The 17,613-nt window shown below is 69.8% G+C and carries 16 protein-coding genes; 2 read left to right on the top strand and 14 right to left on the bottom strand.

All coding sequences use genetic code 11. From position 1 onward, the window contains the following. Positions 1 to 6: 6 nt before the first annotated feature. From IB278_RS19290 to IB278_RS19230, 13 genes are all read right to left on the bottom strand, one after another. The gene (locus IB278_RS19290; protein ID WP_145739041.1) at positions 7 to 1,062 is read right to left on the bottom strand and encodes a phosphotransferase; all 1,056 of its coding nucleotides are present in this window, start codon (positions 1,060 to 1,062) and stop codon (positions 7 to 9) included. After that, entirely contained in the window at positions 1,059 to 2,087 is a 1,029-nt protein-coding gene (locus IB278_RS19285; RefSeq protein WP_145739039.1) for a histone deacetylase family protein, read from the bottom strand. The genes IB278_RS19290 and IB278_RS19285 overlap by 4 nt, the downstream gene beginning before the upstream one ends. A gap of 18 nt (positions 2,088 to 2,105) precedes the next feature. After that, a complete protein-coding gene (locus tag IB278_RS19280; protein ID WP_145739038.1) occupies positions 2,106 to 2,834 on the bottom strand; it encodes a GntR family transcriptional regulator in 729 nt (242 codons plus the stop codon). Positions 2,835 to 2,877: 43 nt separating this feature from the next. Then, the gene (locus tag IB278_RS19275) at positions 2,878 to 3,804 is read right to left on the bottom strand and encodes a DMT family transporter (RefSeq protein ID WP_145739036.1); all 927 of its coding nucleotides are present in this window, start codon (positions 3,802 to 3,804) and stop codon (positions 2,878 to 2,880) included. Then, the gene (locus IB278_RS19270; protein WP_192324856.1) at positions 3,801 to 4,859 is read right to left on the bottom strand and encodes a histone deacetylase family protein; all 1,059 of its coding nucleotides are present in this window, start codon (positions 4,857 to 4,859) and stop codon (positions 3,801 to 3,803) included. The genes IB278_RS19275 and IB278_RS19270 overlap by 4 nt, the downstream gene beginning before the upstream one ends. Continuing rightward, complete coding sequence (locus IB278_RS19265; RefSeq protein ID WP_192324854.1) at positions 4,856 to 6,226, bottom strand: aspartate aminotransferase family protein; 1,371 nt, start codon at positions 6,224 to 6,226, stop codon at positions 4,856 to 4,858. The genes IB278_RS19270 and IB278_RS19265 overlap by 4 nt, the downstream gene beginning before the upstream one ends. A 26-nt stretch (positions 6,227 to 6,252) precedes the next feature. Further along, complete coding sequence (locus tag IB278_RS19260) at positions 6,253 to 7,215, bottom strand: 2-hydroxyacid dehydrogenase (RefSeq protein WP_192324852.1); 963 nt, start codon at positions 7,213 to 7,215, stop codon at positions 6,253 to 6,255. Continuing rightward, the gene (locus IB278_RS19255) at positions 7,215 to 8,873 is read right to left on the bottom strand and encodes an ABC transporter ATP-binding protein (RefSeq protein ID WP_192324850.1); all 1,659 of its coding nucleotides are present in this window, start codon (positions 8,871 to 8,873) and stop codon (positions 7,215 to 7,217) included. Before IB278_RS19255 ends, IB278_RS19260 begins: the two co-directional genes overlap by 1 nt. Continuing rightward, a complete protein-coding gene (locus tag IB278_RS19250; RefSeq protein WP_047784595.1) occupies positions 8,870 to 9,721 on the bottom strand; it encodes an ABC transporter permease in 852 nt (283 codons plus the stop codon). The genes IB278_RS19255 and IB278_RS19250 overlap by 4 nt, the downstream gene beginning before the upstream one ends. Then, on the bottom strand, positions 9,718 to 10,689 hold the full coding sequence (locus IB278_RS19245; RefSeq protein WP_192324848.1) for an ABC transporter permease: 972 nt from the start codon (positions 10,687 to 10,689) through the stop codon (positions 9,718 to 9,720). The genes IB278_RS19250 and IB278_RS19245 overlap by 4 nt, the downstream gene beginning before the upstream one ends. Positions 10,690 to 10,726: 37 nt before the next feature. Further along, on the bottom strand, positions 10,727 to 12,295 hold the full coding sequence (locus IB278_RS19240; protein WP_192324846.1) for an ABC transporter substrate-binding protein: 1,569 nt from the start codon (positions 12,293 to 12,295) through the stop codon (positions 10,727 to 10,729). An 88-nt stretch (positions 12,296 to 12,383) separates the two neighbouring features. Further along, complete coding sequence (locus tag IB278_RS19235) at positions 12,384 to 13,175, bottom strand: class II aldolase/adducin family protein (protein WP_186454095.1); 792 nt, start codon at positions 13,173 to 13,175, stop codon at positions 12,384 to 12,386. 357 nt (positions 13,176 to 13,532) lie between these two features. Then, positions 13,533 to 14,390 carry a pirin family protein gene (locus tag IB278_RS19230; protein WP_145739024.1) on the bottom strand — a complete coding sequence of 286 codons (858 nt, stop codon included), beginning with the start codon at positions 14,388 to 14,390 and terminating at the stop codon, positions 13,533 to 13,535. Between the two features lie 132 nt (positions 14,391 to 14,522). Here IB278_RS19230 and IB278_RS19225 point away from each other — a divergent pair, with 132 nt between their 5' ends. After that, positions 14,523 to 15,461, top strand: coding sequence for a LysR family transcriptional regulator (locus tag IB278_RS19225; protein WP_145739023.1), 939 nt, complete (start codon positions 14,523 to 14,525; stop codon positions 15,459 to 15,461). A gap of 28 nt (positions 15,462 to 15,489) precedes the next feature. Continuing rightward, entirely contained in the window at positions 15,490 to 15,966 is a 477-nt protein-coding gene (locus IB278_RS19220) for an FKBP-type peptidyl-prolyl cis-trans isomerase (protein ID WP_192324844.1), read from the top strand. Between the two features lie 18 nt (positions 15,967 to 15,984). Here IB278_RS19220 and IB278_RS19215 read toward each other — a convergent pair whose 3' ends face one another. Further along, entirely contained in the window at positions 15,985 to 17,589 is a 1,605-nt protein-coding gene (locus IB278_RS19215) for a CYTH and CHAD domain-containing protein (RefSeq protein WP_192324842.1), read from the bottom strand. Positions 17,590 to 17,613 lie beyond the last annotated feature (24 nt).

The following is a 17,613-nucleotide window of genomic DNA, read 5'->3' as shown; positions in this document are numbered from 1 at the left end:
GGTCTCTCAGAGCTTCAGCGCGCGGCGAAAGGCTGCTGTCGCCGCGGCACTGCCGACGCGCTCGCAGGCCTGCAGCCGCGCCCACGACAGCGGGTTGTTGCGCAGCAGGTAGGGCGCGTTCTCGGGATAGCGCGCGGCGCGCCAGCCGCTGATGGCCACCACCATCACGAGCCGCGCCGTGATCAGGTCGAACAGCACGCCGGCCTCGGCCGTCGACAGCGGCCGCACCGCGTGGTACGCGGCGACCAGCGGCACGATGGCCGCGAGCGGATCGTCGCCCGTGCCGGCCTGGTAGGCGGCGGCCACGGCCAGGTCGTTGATGCACGGCGCGCGCACCATGTCGCCGAAGTCGAGGATCGCGGCGATGCGGTCGGTGTCGGCCGGGTCGACCAGCAGGTTGTAGATGTTGAAGTCGTTGTGGATCGGCTGCGCGGGCAGCGTGCGCAGCACCGGCCTGGCATCGCGCTCGAAACGGTCGAGCGCGGCGGCGGCCAGCGCGCGGCGCTCCGGCTCGGCGATGTGCGCGAGCAGGCCGCGCACGCTGTCGGCGCGCTGCAGGTCCCAGGGCAGCGGCAGCTCGCCGGCCGGGTGCTCGAAGCCCGCGAGCGCGAGGTCGAGCCGGGCCAGCATGCGCGCGAGGTTCTGCTGCTGCCGCGGCGTGCGCGGCGCCTCGGGCAGCGGCAGGCCGGGCAGGTAGCTGAAGAGGCGCACCACGCGCGGCAGGCCGTCGCCCGGGTCGCAGATGAAGGAGGCGGCGCCCTCGCGCGTCGGCACGATGCGCTGCACCGGCAGGCCGGGGTCGGTGGTCGCGAGGTGCAGCAGGGCCTGGGTCTGGAAGTCGGCGACCAGCGCGGTCTCGGCCGGGTGCGAGATCTTCAGCATGAAGCGGGCGCCGTCGGTGGCGCGCTCGAGCCGGTAGTTGCGGTCACGCTCGCCGGTCAGCGGCTTCATCTCGCCTTCGATGCCGTAGCGCTCGCGCGCGAGCTCGCGCACCCAGGCGTCGTCGAGCGCGGGCGAGGCTTCGCTGAGCACCTGCGCGTCGGCGAACTCTGCATTCGTCATGCGACGCTCTCGAAACCGCGCAGCGCACTCGCAATGTTCGGCCCCAGGTCGTCGGAAAGGTAGCCGCCTTCCTGCACCAGCACCGTGGGCAGCCCCAGGCGCGCGATCTCGGCCAGCAGCACGGCGAAGCCGGCGGTCTGGATCTTCATGCCCTTGTAGGGATCGCGCTCGTGCGCGTCGAGCCCCAGCGCCACCACGAGTGCGTCGGGCGCATAGGCACGGATGCTGTCGCAGGCATCGCGCAGCGCGGGCAGGTAGCCGTCGATGTCAGTGCCCAGCGGCAGCGGCTTGTTGATGTTGTAGCCCAGGCCTTCGCCTTCGCCGCGCTCGTGCGCGTGGCCGATGAAGAAGGGCGTGAAGTTGCGCGGGTCGCCGTGCAGCGAGATGGTCAGCACGTCGGCGCGGCGGTAGAAGATCCCCTGCGTGCCATTGCCGTGGTGCACGTCGATGTCGAGGATGGCCACGCGGTCGTGCACGCCGCGCAGGTGCTGCGCGGCAATGGCCACGTTGTTGAGGTAGCAGAAGCCATTGGCGCGGTCGGCGTACGCGTGGTGGCCGGGCGGCCGGCACAGCGCATAGGCCGCGCGCTCGCCACCGAGCACGAGCTGCGCCGCATGCGTGGCCATGTTCGCCGAGGCGATGGCGGCCTCCCAGGTGCGCGCGCCGATGGAGCAGGCGTTGTCGCCCATGTGGAAGCCGGCCTGGCCGACCACGCTGTCGGGGTAGGTGCAGGGCTGGCCCGGGAAGGGGTGGATGTTGGGCATCACTTCTTCCGACGGGTCGTCCAGCAGCTGCCAGCGCGCGTAGGCGGTTTCGAGGAAGCGCAGGTACTCGGGCGTGTGGATGGCGGCGCGCGGGCCGGCGCCGAAGTCGCGCGTGGCGACGATCTCGTGGCCTTCCTGCTGCACCGCCTCGAGCAGGCGGAATGCACGCTCGGGCTGCTCGTTGCTGCGCTTGAGCTTGCCGCGCACCATGAAGAGCTGCGGGTCGTGGTCCTTGTGGGTATCGCTGTAGACGACTTTCATCGGTGTGTCTCTCCGGTCTCAGGCATGGGCGGGAAGGGGCGCGGCGCCGTGCTGCTTCATGAACAGCGCGCGCACGTGCTGCCAGGCGTCTTCCAGGTGCACGCGCATCGCGGCCTTGGCGGCCTCGGGGTCGCGGCGCACCAGCGCATCGACGATGGGGCGGTGGGTCTCGGCCATGGCGGTGGGGTCGTGGTAGACCGCGTCGATCAGCGCGATGATCATCTGCATCTCGGTCTGCGTGTTCATGAAGATGCGGTGCAGGTGCGCATTGCCCGACAGCTCGCAGATCAGCGTGTGCAGCGCCAGGTCGTTGGCGATGCGGTGGTGCTGCGGCTGCGTGTTGGCCTCGCGCACCATGGCCTCGACCAGCGCCTGCACGCGCGCGATGCCCGCTTCGTCGGCCTTGCGGCAGGCCAGCTCGATGGAGGTGAGTTCGAGGCTCAGGCGCACCTCGAACAAATCGTCGATCTCCTGCACGCTGATGGTCCGCACCGCGAAGCCGTGGCGCGGTTTGGCCACCAGCACGCCCTGGCGTTCGAGCCGCCGCGCCGCCTCGCGCACCGGCGCGCGGCTCACGCCCATGCGGCGCGCGATGTCGGCCTCGACGATGCGGCTGCCGGGGGCCAGCCGTCCTTCGACGATGGCGCGCGTCAGCTGGGCCTCGACCAGCCCGACGAGGTCGGTCGACTCGACCGACTCGAACAGGGCCGCGTCGGCAGAAGGAGGAGTTGTTATGGAAGTTGCCATGTTGCTTGTCTCGTCATTGGGATGCTGCGCCAGGGGCGATTCTTCACCGGATGGCGTCCGGCGCGGCCGGTGCGCTCTTCAGGCCCCGCCCCGCGCGCGCCAGGTAGATGCCCGCAGCCATGATCAGCGCGATGCCGGCCATCGCGATCGCGTCGGGCGGCCGGCGGAACCAGAAGGTGCTGAAGGCCACGGCCAGCAGCAGCTGGAAGTAGTTGAGCGGCGCGAGCGTCGAGGCCTCCACGCGCTCGAAAGCGGCCAGCAGCAGCCATTGCGCCGCCGCGCTGCAGGCGCCGCCCGCGAGCAGCAGCGCCACGTCGCCCCAGGGCGGCTGCTGGGCCGGCAGGAAGAAGGGCGCAGGCAGCAGCGTGACGACGAAGCAGGCCAGCGCGGTCCAGGCGTACTGCACCGGCCCCGCGACCAGGCCCGCGAGCCGCCGCGTGAGCAGCTGGAAGATGGCGTAGCAGACGGCGGCCACGGCCATCAGCACCGTGCCGAGCAGCGGCAGGTCGGCCCCCGGCCGCACGATCAGCAGCATGCCGCCGAAGCCGACCGTCACCGCCACCCAGCGGCTGCGCCGCACCTGCTCGCCCAGCAGCCACGGCGACAGCGCCACCATCAGGAGCGGCGCGGTGAAGTAGATGGCCGTGGCCTCGGCCAGCGGCATCCAGATCAGCGCGGTCATGAAGCAGGTGGCCACCGTCGCGAGCATCAGGCCGCGCAGCAGCAGCAGGGGCTTGTGCGGCGTGCGCCACATGCGCAGGTCGCCATGGCGCAGCAGCATCGCGAAGGCAATGCCGCTCACCGCGACATAGCGCATCACGTTGACGAAGGGCGCCGGGTAGAACTGCAGCATGTACTTGCAGAACGCGTCGTAGGAGGCAAAGGCCACCAGCGCGCAGAAGAACAGCGCCACGCCGGCGCGCCTGGAGCCCGCCGGACGCAATGAGAGAGCCGTGGCGGCGGTGCTCATCGCGCGGCCTGGAAGCCCCGCAGGAAGTTGTCGAGCGCGGGGCCGATGGCCTCGACCATGTAGCCGCCTTCCTGCACGATCACCGTGGGCAGCTTCAGCGCGCCGACGCGCTCGCCGATGTGGCGGTAGGCGTCGAGGTCGAGCTTGAGCACGCTGATGGGGTCGTCCTTGTAGCTGTCGAAGCCGAGCGCGAGCACCAGCGCCTTGGGCGCGAATTCGCGCAGCGCGGCCGCGCCTTCATCCACCGCCTGCAGGAACGCCGCGTTGTCCGCGCCGTGCGCAAGCGGCAGGTTCAGGTTGAAGCCTTCGCCCGCGCCCGTGCCGCGCTCGTGCGCGTAGCCGGTGTAGAACGGGTAGTAGCCCGAGGGATCGGCATGCGTCGACACGGTCAGCACGTCGCCGCGCGCATAGAAGATGTTCTGCGTGCCGTCGCCGTGGTGCGCATCGACGTCGAACACCGCCACGCGGCCGTGCCGCCCGCACAGCCGCTCTGCCGCGATGGCGCTGTTGTTGATGTAGCAGAAGCCTCCCGCGCGGTCGCGGTGCGCGTGATGGCCCGAAGGGCGGCACAGCGCGTAGGCCGCGTCGCCGCTTTCCAGCACCGCATCCGCGGCGGCCACCGCGGTATGGGCCGAGCGCAGTATCGAGCGCCAGGTGTGCGGGCCGAGCGGGCACGAGAGGTCGCTGATGTAGTAGCCCGTGCGCGCCACCAGCGAGGGCGAAGGACAGGGCGCGCGCGCCACGCCCGGCGTGCCGTTGTAGTACGGCGAAAGATTCGGCAGCACCTCGATGCCGGGCTCCACGCCGGGCACCTTCAGTTCGCGCCACAGCGCGTAGGCGGTTTCGAGGTAGTCGAGGTAGTCGGCGCTGTGCACGGCTTCGAGCGGCGCGCGGCCATAGTCCCGCGGCTCGGCCAGCGCAATGCCGCGCAGGGCCAGCGCGTCGCGCAGCGCATGCGCGCGGCTTGGCAGGTCGGTCGGCTTGCAGAGGCGGCCCAGCCGCATGAACTGCTGCGGATCGTGCAGCAGCTGCTCGTCGGTGAAGAAGGCCTTCACGCGAAGCTTTCCTCGAAGATTGCCATCGCGCGGCCGAAGCGCGCGAACATGTCGTCGATCTGTCCGGCCGTGATGATGAGCGGCGGGCAGAAGGCAATGGAATCGCCCATCGCGCGCACGATGAGCCCCTGCGCCAGTGCGAGCTCGGCCAGGCGGGCGCCGGCCTTCTGCGCGGGACCGAAGGGCGTGCGCTTCGCGGGATCGGCATACAGCTCGATGGCGCCGATGAGCCCCACGCCACGCACCTCGCCGACGTACCTGCGCCCGGCGTGGGCCTGCAGCCCCTTCTGGAATTGCGGCACCAGCGACTGCACGTGCGCGAGGATGTTCTCGTCCTCGTAGACCTTGAGCGTCTCGAGCGCGATGGCGCAGGCCACCGGATGGCCCGAGTAGGTGAAGCCGTGGCCGAAGGTGCCGATCTTTCCGCTGTTGGCGGCCACCGCCGCATGCACTTTCTCGTTGACCATCACGGCCGAGATCGGCACGTAGCCCGAGGACAGCGCCTTGGCCGCGGTCAGGATGTCGGGCCTGAGGCCGAAGGTGGTGGAGCCGAACATCTGGCCGGTGCGGCCGAAGCCGCAGATCACCTCGTCGGCAATCAGCAGCACCTCGTATTTCGCGAGCACCTTCTGGACCTTGTCGAAGTAGGTGGCCGGCGGCACCAGCACGCCGCCCGCGCCCATCACGGGTTCGGCGATGAAGGCGCCGACCGTCTCGGGGCCTTCGTCGAGGATGCGCTGCTCGAGCGCAGCGGCCAGCCGCGTCGCGAAGTCTTGCTCGCTCTCGCCGGCCTCGGCGTAGCGGAAATGGTGCGGGCAGTCGACGTGCAGGATGCGGTCGATCGGCAGGTCGAAGTCGCGGTGGTTCGGCACCAGGCCGCTCAGGCTCGCGGCCGCGACGGTGACGCCGTGGTAGGCGTTGCGGCGCGCGATGATCTTCTTCTTTTCGGGCTTGCCGATGGCATTGTGGTAGTACCAGACCAGCTTGACCGCCGAGTCGTTGGCCTCCGAACCCGAGTTGGCGAAGAACACCTTGGACATCGGCACCGGCGCCAGCGACAAGAGCTTTTCGGCCAGCGCGATCGCGGCCGGATTGGAGCGGCCGTTGAACGTGTGGTAGTACGGCAGCCCGTGCAGCGCCCCGCTGCCGGCCTTGGCCAGGCGTGCGTTGCTGAAGCCCAGCGAGGCGCACCACAAGCCCGACATTGCTTCGAGATAGCGGCGGCCCTGGTCGTCCTCCACGAAGATGCCGTCGCCGCGCTGGATCACCAGCGGGCCGAGCTGCGGATGGGTCGCGAGGTTGGTGAAGGGATGGAGATGCGCGGCGATGTCGTTGGCGGCGTTCTCCGCGTGCGTGCTGGCGTTCATGAAGTCGGTTCCGGTTTGTGGGGAGTTCAATAGCCGCGCGCCAGGTCGACCTGGTTCGCGGGGCGCCGTCCCTCGCGCACCGACGCGAGGTTGTCGAGCGTCTGGCGGGCGATCACGAGGCTGTCGGTGCGCGTGGCGATGTGCGGCGTGACGAGGATGCGCGGGTCGCCCCAGAACGGATGCTCCGGCGGCAGCGGCTCTTGCGAAAAGGCATCGAGCGTGGCCGCCGAGAGCTGGCCCGCGTCGAGCGCCGGCTGCAGGTCGGCCTCGACCAGGTGGTCACCGCGGCCGACGTTGACCAGGTGCGCGCCGCGCGGCAGCTTGGCGAACAGCGCGGCATCGAGAAAGCCGTGCGTCTCTGCGGTCAGCGGCAGCAGGCACACCAGCGTGTCGCAGCCCGAGAGGAATTCGTCGAGCTGCGCGGCGCCGTGGAAGCCCTCGACGCCGGCCGGCAAGGCCTCTTTCGCGCTGCGGCTCCAGCCGCGCACCGGGTAGCCGATGGCGGCCAGCGCTTCGGCGCAGGCCATGCCCAAAGTGCCCAGGCCGGCAATGCCCACGCGATGGTGGCGCGGCGACACGATCGGCTGCTCCTCCCACCGGCGGGCGGCGGAACTCGCGACGTAGGCCCGCATGCCGCGATGCTGCTGCACCACGGCCCAGCAGACATAAGCCTTCATGCCGGCCGCCATGCCGGTGTCGACGATGCGGCACAGCGGCACCTGGCGCGGCAGTTCCGCGTCGGCCGTGATGTGCTCGATGCCCGCGGCCAGCGACTGCACGAGCCGCAGCTTCGGCATCCGGGCGAGCAGGCCGTGCGGCGGAAACCAGCAGACGGCCGCATCGATCTGGTCGAGCGCACCGAGCTCTGCGCCCAGGCGCAGGTCGATGCCGGGATGGGCCTCGCGGAAGGCCGCGGCGAGGTATTCCATGTCCAGCACCTCGCTCAGGATCGCCACGCAAGGCGTGCCGCCTTTGTCGTTCAGCGCCATCACGCGACCAGCGCCTCGGCCGGCGACGCGGCGGACACCAGCCGCGGCACCGCCTCGATCAGCTTGCGCGTGTAGGCATGCTTCGGATCGCCGAGCACCTTGTGCGTCTCGCCGTATTCGACGACTTCGCCGCGCTGCATCACCGCGATGTGGTCGCACATCTGGCCGGCCACGCGCAGGTCGTGCGTGATGAAGACCATCGCGAGCTGGAACTGCTCGCGCACCTGCGCGAAGAGTTCGAGCACCTGCGCCTGCACCGACACGTCGAGCGCCGACACCGGCTCGTCGGCCACCAGCAGTTCGGGCTGCATGGCGAGCGCGCGGGCAATGCCGATGCGCTGGCGCTGCCCGCCCGAGAACTCGTGCGGATAGCGCTCGGCCGCGTCGGCGCCCAGGCCGACGAGCTTGAGCAGCTCCATCGCGCGCGCCATGGCTTCGGCCTTGCCCACGCCCTGCGCGATCGGCCCGCCCGCGATGGCCGCGCCCACGCGGTGGCGCGGGTTCAGCGAGGCGTACGGGTCCTGGAACACCATCTGTATCCTGCCCGCGGCCTCGCGCCGGAAGGCGGGGCCCTGCGACAGGCTGCGGCCCTTGAAGAGGATGCGGCCGCTGTCGAACGGCGAGAGCCCCACCAGGCAGCGGCCCACGCTCGACTTGCCCGAGCCCGATTCGCCGACCAGCCCCAGCGTTTCGCCGCGGCGCAGCTCGAAGCTGACGTTCTTCGCGGCCTGCACCGAGCGGCCGCGCTTGAAGAGGCCGTTGCCCGAGGTGTAGGTCTTGCACAGGTCCTGCACCTGCAGCACGCGCGTGACTTCGCCCGTGGGCGTGTCGCGCTCGGCATTGCCGGTGGGAATGGCTGCGATGAGCTTGCGCGTGTACGGGTGCTGCGGCGCATCGAGCACCTGGCGCACCGGCCCGGCCTCGACCACCTTGCCGGTCTGCATCACGACCACATGGTCGGCAATTTCGGACACCACGCCGAAGTCGTGCGTGATGAACAGCACCGCCGTGCCGCGGCGCTGCTGCAGCTCGCGGATCAGCGCGAGGATCTGCGCCTGCGTGGTCACGTCGAGCGCGGTGGTCGGCTCGTCGGCAATCAGCAGCACGGGCTCCAGCACCAGTGCGCAGGCGATCATCACGCGCTGGCGCTGGCCGCCCGAGAGGCGGAACGGATAGGCGTCGATCAGCAGCTCCGGATCGGGCAGGCCCACGTCGGCCAGCGCGGCCAGGATGCGCCGCCGCTTCTCGGCCGCGGGCACGCTGCCGTGCGCGTCGAAGACTTCGCCGATCTGCTCGCCGATGCGCATGACCGGGTTCAGCGCCGTCATCGGCTCCTGGAACACCATGCCGATGCGGCGGCCGCGCAGCTCGCGCATCTGCGGCTCGCTGAGCTGCAGCAGGTCGCGGCCTTCGAAGAGGATCTGCCCCGCCACTGGCTCGACGTGCGGGCGCGGCAGCAGGCCCATCACGGCGTTGGCGATCATCGACTTGCCCGAGCCCGATTCGCCGACCACGCACAGCGTCTGCCCCGGCAGCACTGACAGCGTGGCGCCGTCGACGGCCAGCGCGCGGTCCGCGCCCCTGGGCAGGCGGATGCCCAGGCCGACGACGTCGAGCACCGGCTGCACCGGCTTCATGGGTGTGACGGTGGCGCTCATTTGCCCCTCCCGTCGAGCCGCGTGTTGAGCCCGTCGCTGAGACCCTCGCCCACCAAGTTGAGCGCGAGCACGGTCAGCACGATGGCCAGGCCCGGGAACAGCGCCATCCACCAGGCCTGGCGCAGCACGGTGCGCGCCGCGCCCACCATGTAGCCCCAGCTCATCTGGTTCGGATCGCCCAGGCCGAGGAAGCTCAGGCTCGACTCCAGCAGGATGGCCGTGGCCGTCATGAGCGAGGCCATCACGATGATGGGCGACATGGCGTTGGGCAATATCTGCGTGAGGATGATGCGCGGCGTCGACTGGCCCGCGAGCAGCGCGGCCTGCACGAAGTCGCGCTGGCGCAGCGTGAGGAACTCGCTGCGCACCAGCCGCGCCACCGGCGGCCACGAGACGATGGCAATGGCCACTACGATCGAATTGACCGAGGGCTGGAAGATCGCCACCAGCACGATGGCGAGCGCGAAGCTCGGCACGGCCTGGAACAGCTCGGTGAAGCGCATCAGCGCCGCGTCGATCCAGCCGCCGAAGTAGCCCGCAATGGCGCCGAGCGTCACGCCGATCAGCAGCGCCACCACGGTCGACACCAGCCCGATCAGGAGCGAGATGCGCGCGCCGTAAATCACGCCCGAGAGGATGTCGCGGCCCAGCGTGTCGGTGCCGAGCGCGAAGCCGGGCTCGGTCCACGGCCGCAGGAACGGCTGTTCGACCATGTTCCATGGATCGTTGGTCGCGACCCATGGGCCGATGATGGCGACGACGGCCACCAGCACCAGCACGGCCATGCCGAGCACGGCGCCCTTGTTGCGGCAGAAGCGCCGCCAGAATGGACTTTGCAGCAGGGTCATAGCTCGATGCGGGGATCGACCAGCGTGTAGACGAGGTCGGTGATGAGGTTGAACAACACGGCCATGGCCGCGGTCACGAGGAAGGCGCCGAGCAGCAGGTTGTAGTCGCGCTGCAGCAGCGCGTCGAACATCAGGCGGCCGATGCCGGGCCAGGCAAACACGGTCTCGGTCAGCACCGCGCCGCCGATCATTCCGCCGGCCTGGATGCCGGCGAGCGTGACCACCGGCAGCAGCGCATTGCGCAGCACGTGCGCGCGCAGGATGCGGCCGGGCTTCACGCCCTTGGCGCGCGCGGTCTTCACGAAGTCCATCTGCGCCACCTCGAGCATGGCGGCGCGCGTCATGCGCGCATACACCGCCATGTAGAAAAGCGCGAGCGTCAGTGCCGGCAGCATCAGGTGGCCCGCGATGTCCCAGGCCAGCGCCAGGCCGGTGGCGCCGGAGCCCACGGTGCTGAAGCCGAAGCCCGGCAGCCAGTCGAGCTGCACCGTGAACACCAGCACCGCCATCAGCGCGAGCCAGTAGAGCGGCGTGGCATAGAAGATGAGCGCCACCACAGTGATCGAGCTGTCGACCCAGGTGCCGGCACGCCGCGCGGCCAGCGCGCCCAGCGTGATGCCGAACAGCAGCGACAGCGCGAACGCCGTGCCCGTGAGCAGCAGCGTGGCGGGCAGCCGGTCCATGATGAGCTTCAGCACCGGCTGCTGCTGCCGGTACGAGAAGCCCAGGTCGAGTTGCACTACCTTGCCGACGTAGGTGGCGAGCTGCGTGGTGATCGGCTGGTCGAGCCCGAACTGCGCGCGCAGCTGCGCCACGAACTGCGGATCGGACGCGCCCGCCTCGCCCGCCAGCACCGACACCGGATCACCCGGCGCGGCGCGCACCAGCATGAAGTTGACCGTGGCGATCAGCAGGATCGCCAGCAGGCCCTGCATCACGCGGCCCAGCATGAACTGCGTACGTTTCATCGGCGGCTCCTGTGAGGTGGCGTGCGCAGGCTGGCCGTCATGCGAGCGTTGCCGTACCGAGGCTGTCGTTCAGGCCGATGCCCGAGCTGATGATGTTGTTCAGCTTGGTGCGGTACAGCGTCGGAAAGTTGAGCTCGTGCAGCCAGGCGACGGGCACCTCGTCGAGCAGGATCTTCTGCACCTGCAGGTAGATGGCCCTGCGCTTCTCGGGGTCGCTCTCCTTCGCGCCGGCGTCGAACAGCTCGTCCACCTTCGGGTTCGAGTAGCCCTCGACGTTGTTGAAGGGCGAGCCCTTGGCGATGTTGGCGGTGGTGTAGTTGCGCGCCACGCCCAGCGCCGGGTCGCCGTACTGGTAGACGTAGGTGAAGGCGAGGTCGTAGTCCCACTCGTTGAGCTTCTGGTTCCAGCCGGCCACGTCGGTGGCCACCAGCTCGACCTTGATGCCGGCCTGCGCGAGGTTCTGGCGCAGGATCTCGGCCGAGCGCGCCCAGGTCTCGCCATAGGGCAGCGGCAGCAGGCGCAGCGTCTCGCCCTTGTAGCCGGCTTCTTCCAGCAGCTTCTTGGCGGTGGCCACGTTGCGCGGGTACTTGGCGACGTCGGTGCTGTGGAACTTGATGTTGCTGTTGAACGGCCCGGTCGCCGGCTTGGCGAAGCCCTGCCAGGCGATCTTGGCCATGGCCTCGCGGTCGATCGCGTACATCACGGCCTGGCGGAACTTGACCTTGTCCATCGGCGCCTTGCGGTTGTTGAGCCACAGCCACGAATGGGGCGCAAAGAACTCCCAGCCCTTGGTGGTGACCGCCGCGCCCGGCAGCTTGGAAAGCCGCAGCACGTCGAAGTATTCGACCGCGCCGCCCGGCACCAGGTCGACCTTGCCCGACTCGAAGGCCGCCGCGCGCGAGGCCGCGTCGGGAATCACGTGGAAGTACACACTCTCGACCAGCGGCACGTCCTTGACGTGGTATTTGTCGTTGGCCACGAGCTGGATGTACGAGCCCTTGACCCATTCCTTGAACTTGAACGGCCCGGTGCCGATGGGCGTGGCGTTGGCCGGGTTGGTCGCGAAGTCGGTGCCTTCGTAGATGTGCTTCGGGATCATCGGCATGCTGCCGACCTCGAAGATGCCGATGAACGGACCGAAGGGGTACTTGAGCTTGAACTCGACCGTGAGCGGATCGATGGCCTTGATGCTCTCCACCGACGCCAGGTTGGCGCGCAGGCGCGCATGCGTCTTGCGCAGGAACACGTCGGCCGAGAACACCACGTCGGCCGAGGTGAAGGGCTTGCCGTCGTGCCAGGTGACGCCGGGCTTGAGCTTGAAGGTGTAGAGCGTGCCTTCCTTGTTGACGGTCCACGAGGTGGCCAGCGAGGGCAGCGGGTTGATCTTCTCGTCGTAGCGCAGCAGGCCTTCGTAGATGTTGCCCGAGATCATCTGCGTGGGGCCGTTCTGCGTGATGCCCAGCATCAGCCCCGGCGGCTCGGGCTGCACGACGGCGTTGATGACGCCGCCTTTCTTGCCCTGCGCCAGCAAATGCAGCGGGACACCCGCCAGCGTCAATCCGGCGGCCGAGGCGGCGCCCATCTGGATGAGGTTGCGACGTTTCATGTGCGGAAACTCCTTGTGGCTCTGTGCGAGCGGGTGGGGACGAGGAAACGGGAACGGAAGAACGCGGGCGCCGCGCGCGGCGCCAGGTTCAGTCGCGGTACGAGGTGGCGGGAAGCGGATCGATGCGCTGCAGCAGCGCGCGCCATTCGCGCGCGTTCGGATCGGGCTGGCCCGGCTGGCGCACGCTGTCGCCGCTTTCGTATTGCTGCGCGGTCTTCTCGCAGACCTCGGCCGGCACCGGATACACCGGCAGGCCGCTCGACTGGATCGCCACCTGCACGCGGCAGGCGCGCTCCAGGTTGAGCATCAGGATGAAGGCCTCCGACACCGTGCGCCCGAGCGTGACCAGGCCGTGGTTGCGCAGGATCAGCGCACGCGCCGCCGGGCCCAGGTCGGCCACCAGGCGCTCGCGCTCGTCGGCGTCGAGCGCGATGCCCTCGAAGTCGTGATAGACCACGCGGTTGTAGAACTGCAGCGCCCACTGGTTGCACGGCTGCAGCCCGCCGGCCAGCGACGACACCGCCACGCCGGCCACCGTGTGCGTGTGCAGCACGCAGGCCGCGTCGTGGCGCGCCGAATGCACGGCGCTGTGGATGGTGAAGCCGGCCGGGTTCACGTCCCAGGGCGAGTCGTCGAGGATGCGGCCGTCCAGGTCGATCTTCACCAGCGACGAGGCCGTGATGTCCTTGAACAGCATGCCGAAGGGGTTGATCAGGAACTGGTCCTCGGTGCCCGGCACACGCGCGGAGATGTGCGTGTAGATGCTGTCGTCCATGCCGTAGTGCGCTACCAGGCGGTAGGCGGCGGCCAGGTCTTCGCGCACCTGGCGCTCGGCCTCGGAAACGGGTGGGGCCTTGCGGCCCACTGCCTGCAATTGCATGTCGCGTTCCTTTTTCAGGCCCGGCGGGAGAGCGCCGGCGCCATGTTCGGGGTTCATCGGATCGACTGTGAAAACTGTCGACAGTCAACCGACGACAGTCTTAAGCAATATGCAGGCCTGCGTGATGGGGTAAGCCCTCGGTGGTGCGGGCTGAAGCACGCAGAGGCGCGCCAGCAAAGGGCTGGCGCCAAGCAAAACGCCGCGCGCACGGTGCGGGGTGCGCGCGGCGGGAGGGCCGAAAGAGGTTTCTTGGGGGCCGTTCCCGCGCCATGAAGGCGCTGGATGCACCGGCGAAGTGCCGTTCAGGGCATCGGCACGGCGCTGCAGCAGGGGCCGACGCGCCGTGCGCCCCGGCTCTCAGCGCAAGCGGCCCTGCTCGCGCAGCCGCGCACCGATGCGGCGGATCTCGGCCTCGCCCTGGTCGAGCGCCGCCTGGCTGGTGTGCACCGAGTAGTGGCCCATCACCAGTTCGTGCGGATGCTTCGCGGCCGAGCCCAGCACGAAGGACGCGTCGCCCTGGGCCACGAAGTCGATGGCCGCGCCGGACTCCTCGAACACCGCCAGCTCACCGGCGGCGACCGGTTCGCCGTCGCCTGCATCGAGCCGGCCCGCGTCGACCGCGATCCAGCCCACCGTGTGGCCGGCGGGCGGCGTGTAGCGCCAGTGTTCGCCATCCTTCAGCTGCACGGCCAGGTAATTCATCGGCGCCGGCGCCGGAATGGGGCTCTGCGCCGCGCCCAGGCGCCCGAGCAGCACGCGCGCCGGGCCTTCCCGCGGCACCTGCGAGGGTGCCAGGTAGATGCTTTGCGCCGGCGCGTTCTCTTCCGAGGCCGGCAGGGCCACCCAGAGCTGGAAGCCCTGCACGCGCTTCGTGTCCGGCGCGGGTGCGCCGTCGTGCCACACGCCGTTGCCGGCGCGCATCCACTCGACGCCGCCGGCCGGCAGCACGCCCTGCTCGCCGGTCGTGTCCTCGTACAGCGTGTCGCCTTCGATCAGCCAGGTCAGCGTGGCAATGCCCGAATGCGGGTGCATGCCGAAGCCCTTGCGGCCGCCCGAGGTGTCGAAGCCGAACAGGTCGAGGAACACGAAGGGCTTGAGGAATTCGCCCAGGTCGCCCGGGCTCACGAGCCGCGTGATCGGCCCATGCTGCGAGCCGCGCGTGCGGTAGACGATGGCGCGGGCTTCGGTGGTGGTGGTGGCAACGGCGGTGGTCATGGGGTGCTCCAGAACCGGGTTGGGGAAGCGGGAGATGAGGAAGTCATGGGCAGAAGGTTAGGGCTGCACCCATTGATCGACTAGACGGCAGAATCGGATTGCACTCGTCTACCATTAGAAGGAATCCCCGCCATGCTCGACCTCAACGACATCGCCATGTTCGTGCAGGTGGTGCGCCACGGCAGCTTTGCCGGGGCGGCGCGCCGGCTGGGCCTGCCGCCCAACACCGTGAGCCGGCGCGTCCAGCAGCTCGAGGCGCAGTTGGGCACGCGGCTCATGCAGCGCTCCACCCGCAAGCTCACGCTGACCAGCGCCGGCCAGGCTTTTCACGAGCGCTGCGCGGGCGCGGTCGACGGGCTGGTCGAGGCCGGGCAGGAGCTGATCACCGGCAGCCAGCAGCCCAGCGGCCTGGTGCGCGTGGCGGCGACGGCCGACTTCTTCGATTTCTTCCCGATGGAGTGGGTGGCCGACTTCCTGGCCGCGCATCCGCTGGTGCGCATCGACTTTGTTCTGAGCGACGCCAGGGCCGACCTGATCGCCGAGCAGATCGACATCGCATTCCGCGGCGGCGCGCTGCCCGACTCCGGCTACGTCGGCCGCCAGCTGCTGGGCGCCCGGACCGACGGCATGGTCGCGAGCCCCGCCTACATCGCCGCGCGCGGCGCGCCCGCCACCTTGCAGGACCTGGCGGACCACGATTGCGTCACCTCGCCCCACCCGAGCGGCCGCACCCTCTGGCGCCTGGCCGGCCCCGGCGGCGCGGAGGAAGAAGTGCAGGTCGCGGGCCGCTTCAGCGGCAACACCGCGCAGGCGCTGCGCAAGGCCGCGCTCGCCGGCCTGGGCGTCGCGCTGCTGCCGCCCACCATGGCCAGGCTCGACCTGGAGGCCGGCCGGCTGGTGCCGGTGCTGCCGCAGTACCAGCGCACGGGGCAGGGGCTGAGCGTGCTCTATCCGAGCCGCAAGCACCTGCCGCTGGCGGTGTCGGCGTTCATCGGGATGGTGAAGGAGAAGCTCAGCACGGTGGAGGCGCTGCCGGAGATGTTGCGGGCGGCGCGGGCCCCGTCCCGCTGAGCGATCGATTTCCACAGAAAATGTCCCCATGAAAATCGAAAAAGACACCGTCGTCACCCTCAAGTACAAGGTCGCCGACGCCCAGGGCAAGCTCATCGAAGCCAGCCCCGAGCCGATGGCCTACCTGCATGGCGGCTACGAGAACACGCTGCCCAAGATCGAGGAAGCACTCGATGGCAAGGAAAAAGGCTTCCAGACCACGCTGAACCTCGCGCCCGAAGACGCCTTCGGCCTGCGCGACGAGTCGCTGGTGCGCAGCATCCCCAAGTCCGAATTCCCGCCGGGCGTGAAGGTGGGCGGGCAACTGCAGGGGCGGCTCGACGATGGCACCGAGCACCTCTTCACCGTGATGAAGATCAAGGGCCCGGTCGTGCTGCTGGACGGCAACCATCCGTGGGCCGGCAAGGCGCTGAAGTTCAGCCTCCAGGTGACGGACGTGCGCGCGGCGCTGCCGGTGGAAATCGAGCATCGGCACGTGCATGGTGCGCATGGGCACCATCACTGATCCTTCCGGATCAGCTCTCTAATTCCTCTTTTTCCAGAACCGCGGCGCCTTCCCGATCCTGCCCAGCGCCTTGCGGCAGGCCTTCGCGCCCGCCGCACGGCGCGCGCTGAACCAGCCGACGGCAAACCATGCGCGGGCATCGCGCGCGGTGGCTTCGCGGTAGAGCGCGAGCGCCACGGCTTCGTCGTTGAATTCGCCGAGCGCGTCCTGCGCGGGGCGCAGGCGCTTCAGGTAGCGCTCGGCGGGCGATGACTTTTCGTCTTCATCATCCCCATCGGCGAACAGCGGCGCCACGAATTCGGCCAGGTAGCGCAGGCGCTTGAGCCGCTTGCGCGTGCGGTGCTGGTCCTCGGCCGACAGCGATTCGAAACGGCGGCCGTCGCGCACCGCCTGCCGATGCAGCCTCTGCAGGCGCTTGCGCAGATGGCGGCGCGCCTCGGTGGCGCCGAGCGGCGCTGACGCGGGCTGCCCGGCGCCTTCGGCACTGGCGTGTGGCGCGGCCGTTGCCGCGGTGAAGCCGATCAGCGAAACCAGCACCGACTGGAACGCGGGCGCTCGCATCACTTCGCCGGGCGACGGCGCTTCGGCCGCCGCCTCGTCGCCAGCCAAGGGATCGAACTCCGGCGCCCCCGCATCGCGCAGCTGCGGCTGCGCCAGCTTCACGACCTGCTCGCGGTCGCGCAGTTGGCCGAGCGCGCGGAAGGCTTCGACCAGCGGCGGCTCCCATTCGGCGCTGTCGAAAAGACCGGCGCGCGGGTCGAGCCCCGCGAGTTCGCGCAGCGCGGTGCGCAGGCGCCGGATGCCGATGCGCAGCTGGTGGACCTGTTCTTCATCCGTGCTGCCCGCGGCGATCTCGCTTGCGTTGGGCAGCATCTGCGCCAGGCAGGACGCGACCACGGCCTGCTGGATGGCGCGGCCGTCGAGCTCGCCTTTCTCGCCAGCAAAGCGTGGCGCCTCGGCCTTCACGGCCGGCACCACGTCGAGCTTCGCGAGCAGGCGCGCGCCGCGCTCGGCCTTGGACACGGTGCTGAACCACAGGCCGTGCTGCTGCGACCAGCGGCGCGCGAGCGCGACCAGCCCCTGCACGTCGCCGCGCTTGAGTTCGAGCTCCAGCTCGCATACGGGCGATTCGCGCTCGTCCGACGTACCCGCGTGGGCGATGACCTTGCCGACATCGAGCGCCAGCTCCACCACGGCCGCGCCGGCGCCGGAGGTGCGCACATCGCGCGTGAGCCGCACGATGTCGGTGGACTGCCGTTCGACCAGCGGGGCACCGCTCGCGGCCAGCACCTTGGCAAGCCGCTCGCCCACGGGCGTGCCGTGGTGGCGCTGCGGATCGATGGCCGGCGCGGCGCGGCTGGCCGCCGCGGCGCCCAGGTCGACGTTGTGTTCGAGCCGATGCAGCGCGTTGTCCCCGGTGGCCTTGGCGGTCTGCACCCAGCGCCGCCCCTCCTTGCGCAGGCGCAGCACGATGCCCTCGGCGGCCAGCGCCTGGTCGGCGGTGTCGAAGTAGCGCGCCTGCAGCCGGGTACGCACGACGCTGCCGCGCCGCATGGCGGCTTCCACGGCTTTCAGGCGCTGTGCGGGAACATGAAACTTGAACTCGATTTCCATGCCGGCCATGATGCCCGGTCTTTCTCCGCACGC

It is taken from the genome of Variovorax sp. VRV01 (assembly GCF_014852545.1).
GTDB lineage: Bacteria > Pseudomonadota > Gammaproteobacteria > Burkholderiales > Burkholderiaceae_C > Variovorax > Variovorax beijingensis_A.
This window is presented reverse-complemented; position numbering and strand designations above follow the sequence as displayed.

Bases quoted from the DNA above. Each gene is read 5' to 3' on its own strand.
- IB278_RS19290 (WP_145739041.1), bottom strand. From the start codon at position 1,062: ATGACGAATGCAGAGTTCGCCGACGCGCAGGTGCTCAGCGAAGCCTCG.
- IB278_RS19285 (WP_145739039.1), bottom strand. From the start codon at position 2,087: ATGAAAGTCGTCTACAGCGATACCCACAAGGACCACGACCCGCAGCTC.
- IB278_RS19280 (WP_145739038.1), bottom strand. From the start codon at position 2,834: ATGGCAACTTCCATAACAACTCCTCCTTCTGCCGACGCGGCCCTGTTC.
- IB278_RS19275 (WP_145739036.1), bottom strand. From the start codon at position 3,804: ATGAGCACCGCCGCCACGGCTCTCTCATTGCGTCCGGCGGGCTCCAGG.
- IB278_RS19265 (WP_192324854.1), bottom strand. From the start codon at position 6,226: ATGAACGCCAGCACGCACGCGGAGAACGCCGCCAACGACATCGCCGCG.
- IB278_RS19260 (WP_192324852.1), bottom strand. From the start codon at position 7,215: ATGGCGCTGAACGACAAAGGCGGCACGCCTTGCGTGGCGATCCTGAGC.
- IB278_RS19255 (WP_192324850.1), bottom strand. From the start codon at position 8,873: ATGAGCGCCACCGTCACACCCATGAAGCCGGTGCAGCCGGTGCTCGAC.
- IB278_RS19250 (WP_047784595.1), bottom strand. From the start codon at position 9,721: ATGACCCTGCTGCAAAGTCCATTCTGGCGGCGCTTCTGCCGCAACAAG.
- IB278_RS19245 (WP_192324848.1), bottom strand. From the start codon at position 10,689: ATGAAACGTACGCAGTTCATGCTGGGCCGCGTGATGCAGGGCCTGCTG.
- IB278_RS19240 (WP_192324846.1), bottom strand. From the start codon at position 12,295: ATGAAACGTCGCAACCTCATCCAGATGGGCGCCGCCTCGGCCGCCGGA.
- IB278_RS19235 (WP_186454095.1), bottom strand. From the start codon at position 13,175: ATGCAATTGCAGGCAGTGGGCCGCAAGGCCCCACCCGTTTCCGAGGCC.
- IB278_RS19230 (WP_145739024.1), bottom strand. From the start codon at position 14,390: ATGACCACCGCCGTTGCCACCACCACCACCGAAGCCCGCGCCATCGTC.
- IB278_RS19225 (WP_145739023.1), top strand. From the start codon at position 14,523: ATGCTCGACCTCAACGACATCGCCATGTTCGTGCAGGTGGTGCGCCAC.
- IB278_RS19220 (WP_192324844.1), top strand. From the start codon at position 15,490: ATGAAAATCGAAAAAGACACCGTCGTCACCCTCAAGTACAAGGTCGCC.
- IB278_RS19215 (WP_192324842.1), bottom strand. From the start codon at position 17,589: ATGGCCGGCATGGAAATCGAGTTCAAGTTTCATGTTCCCGCACAGCGC.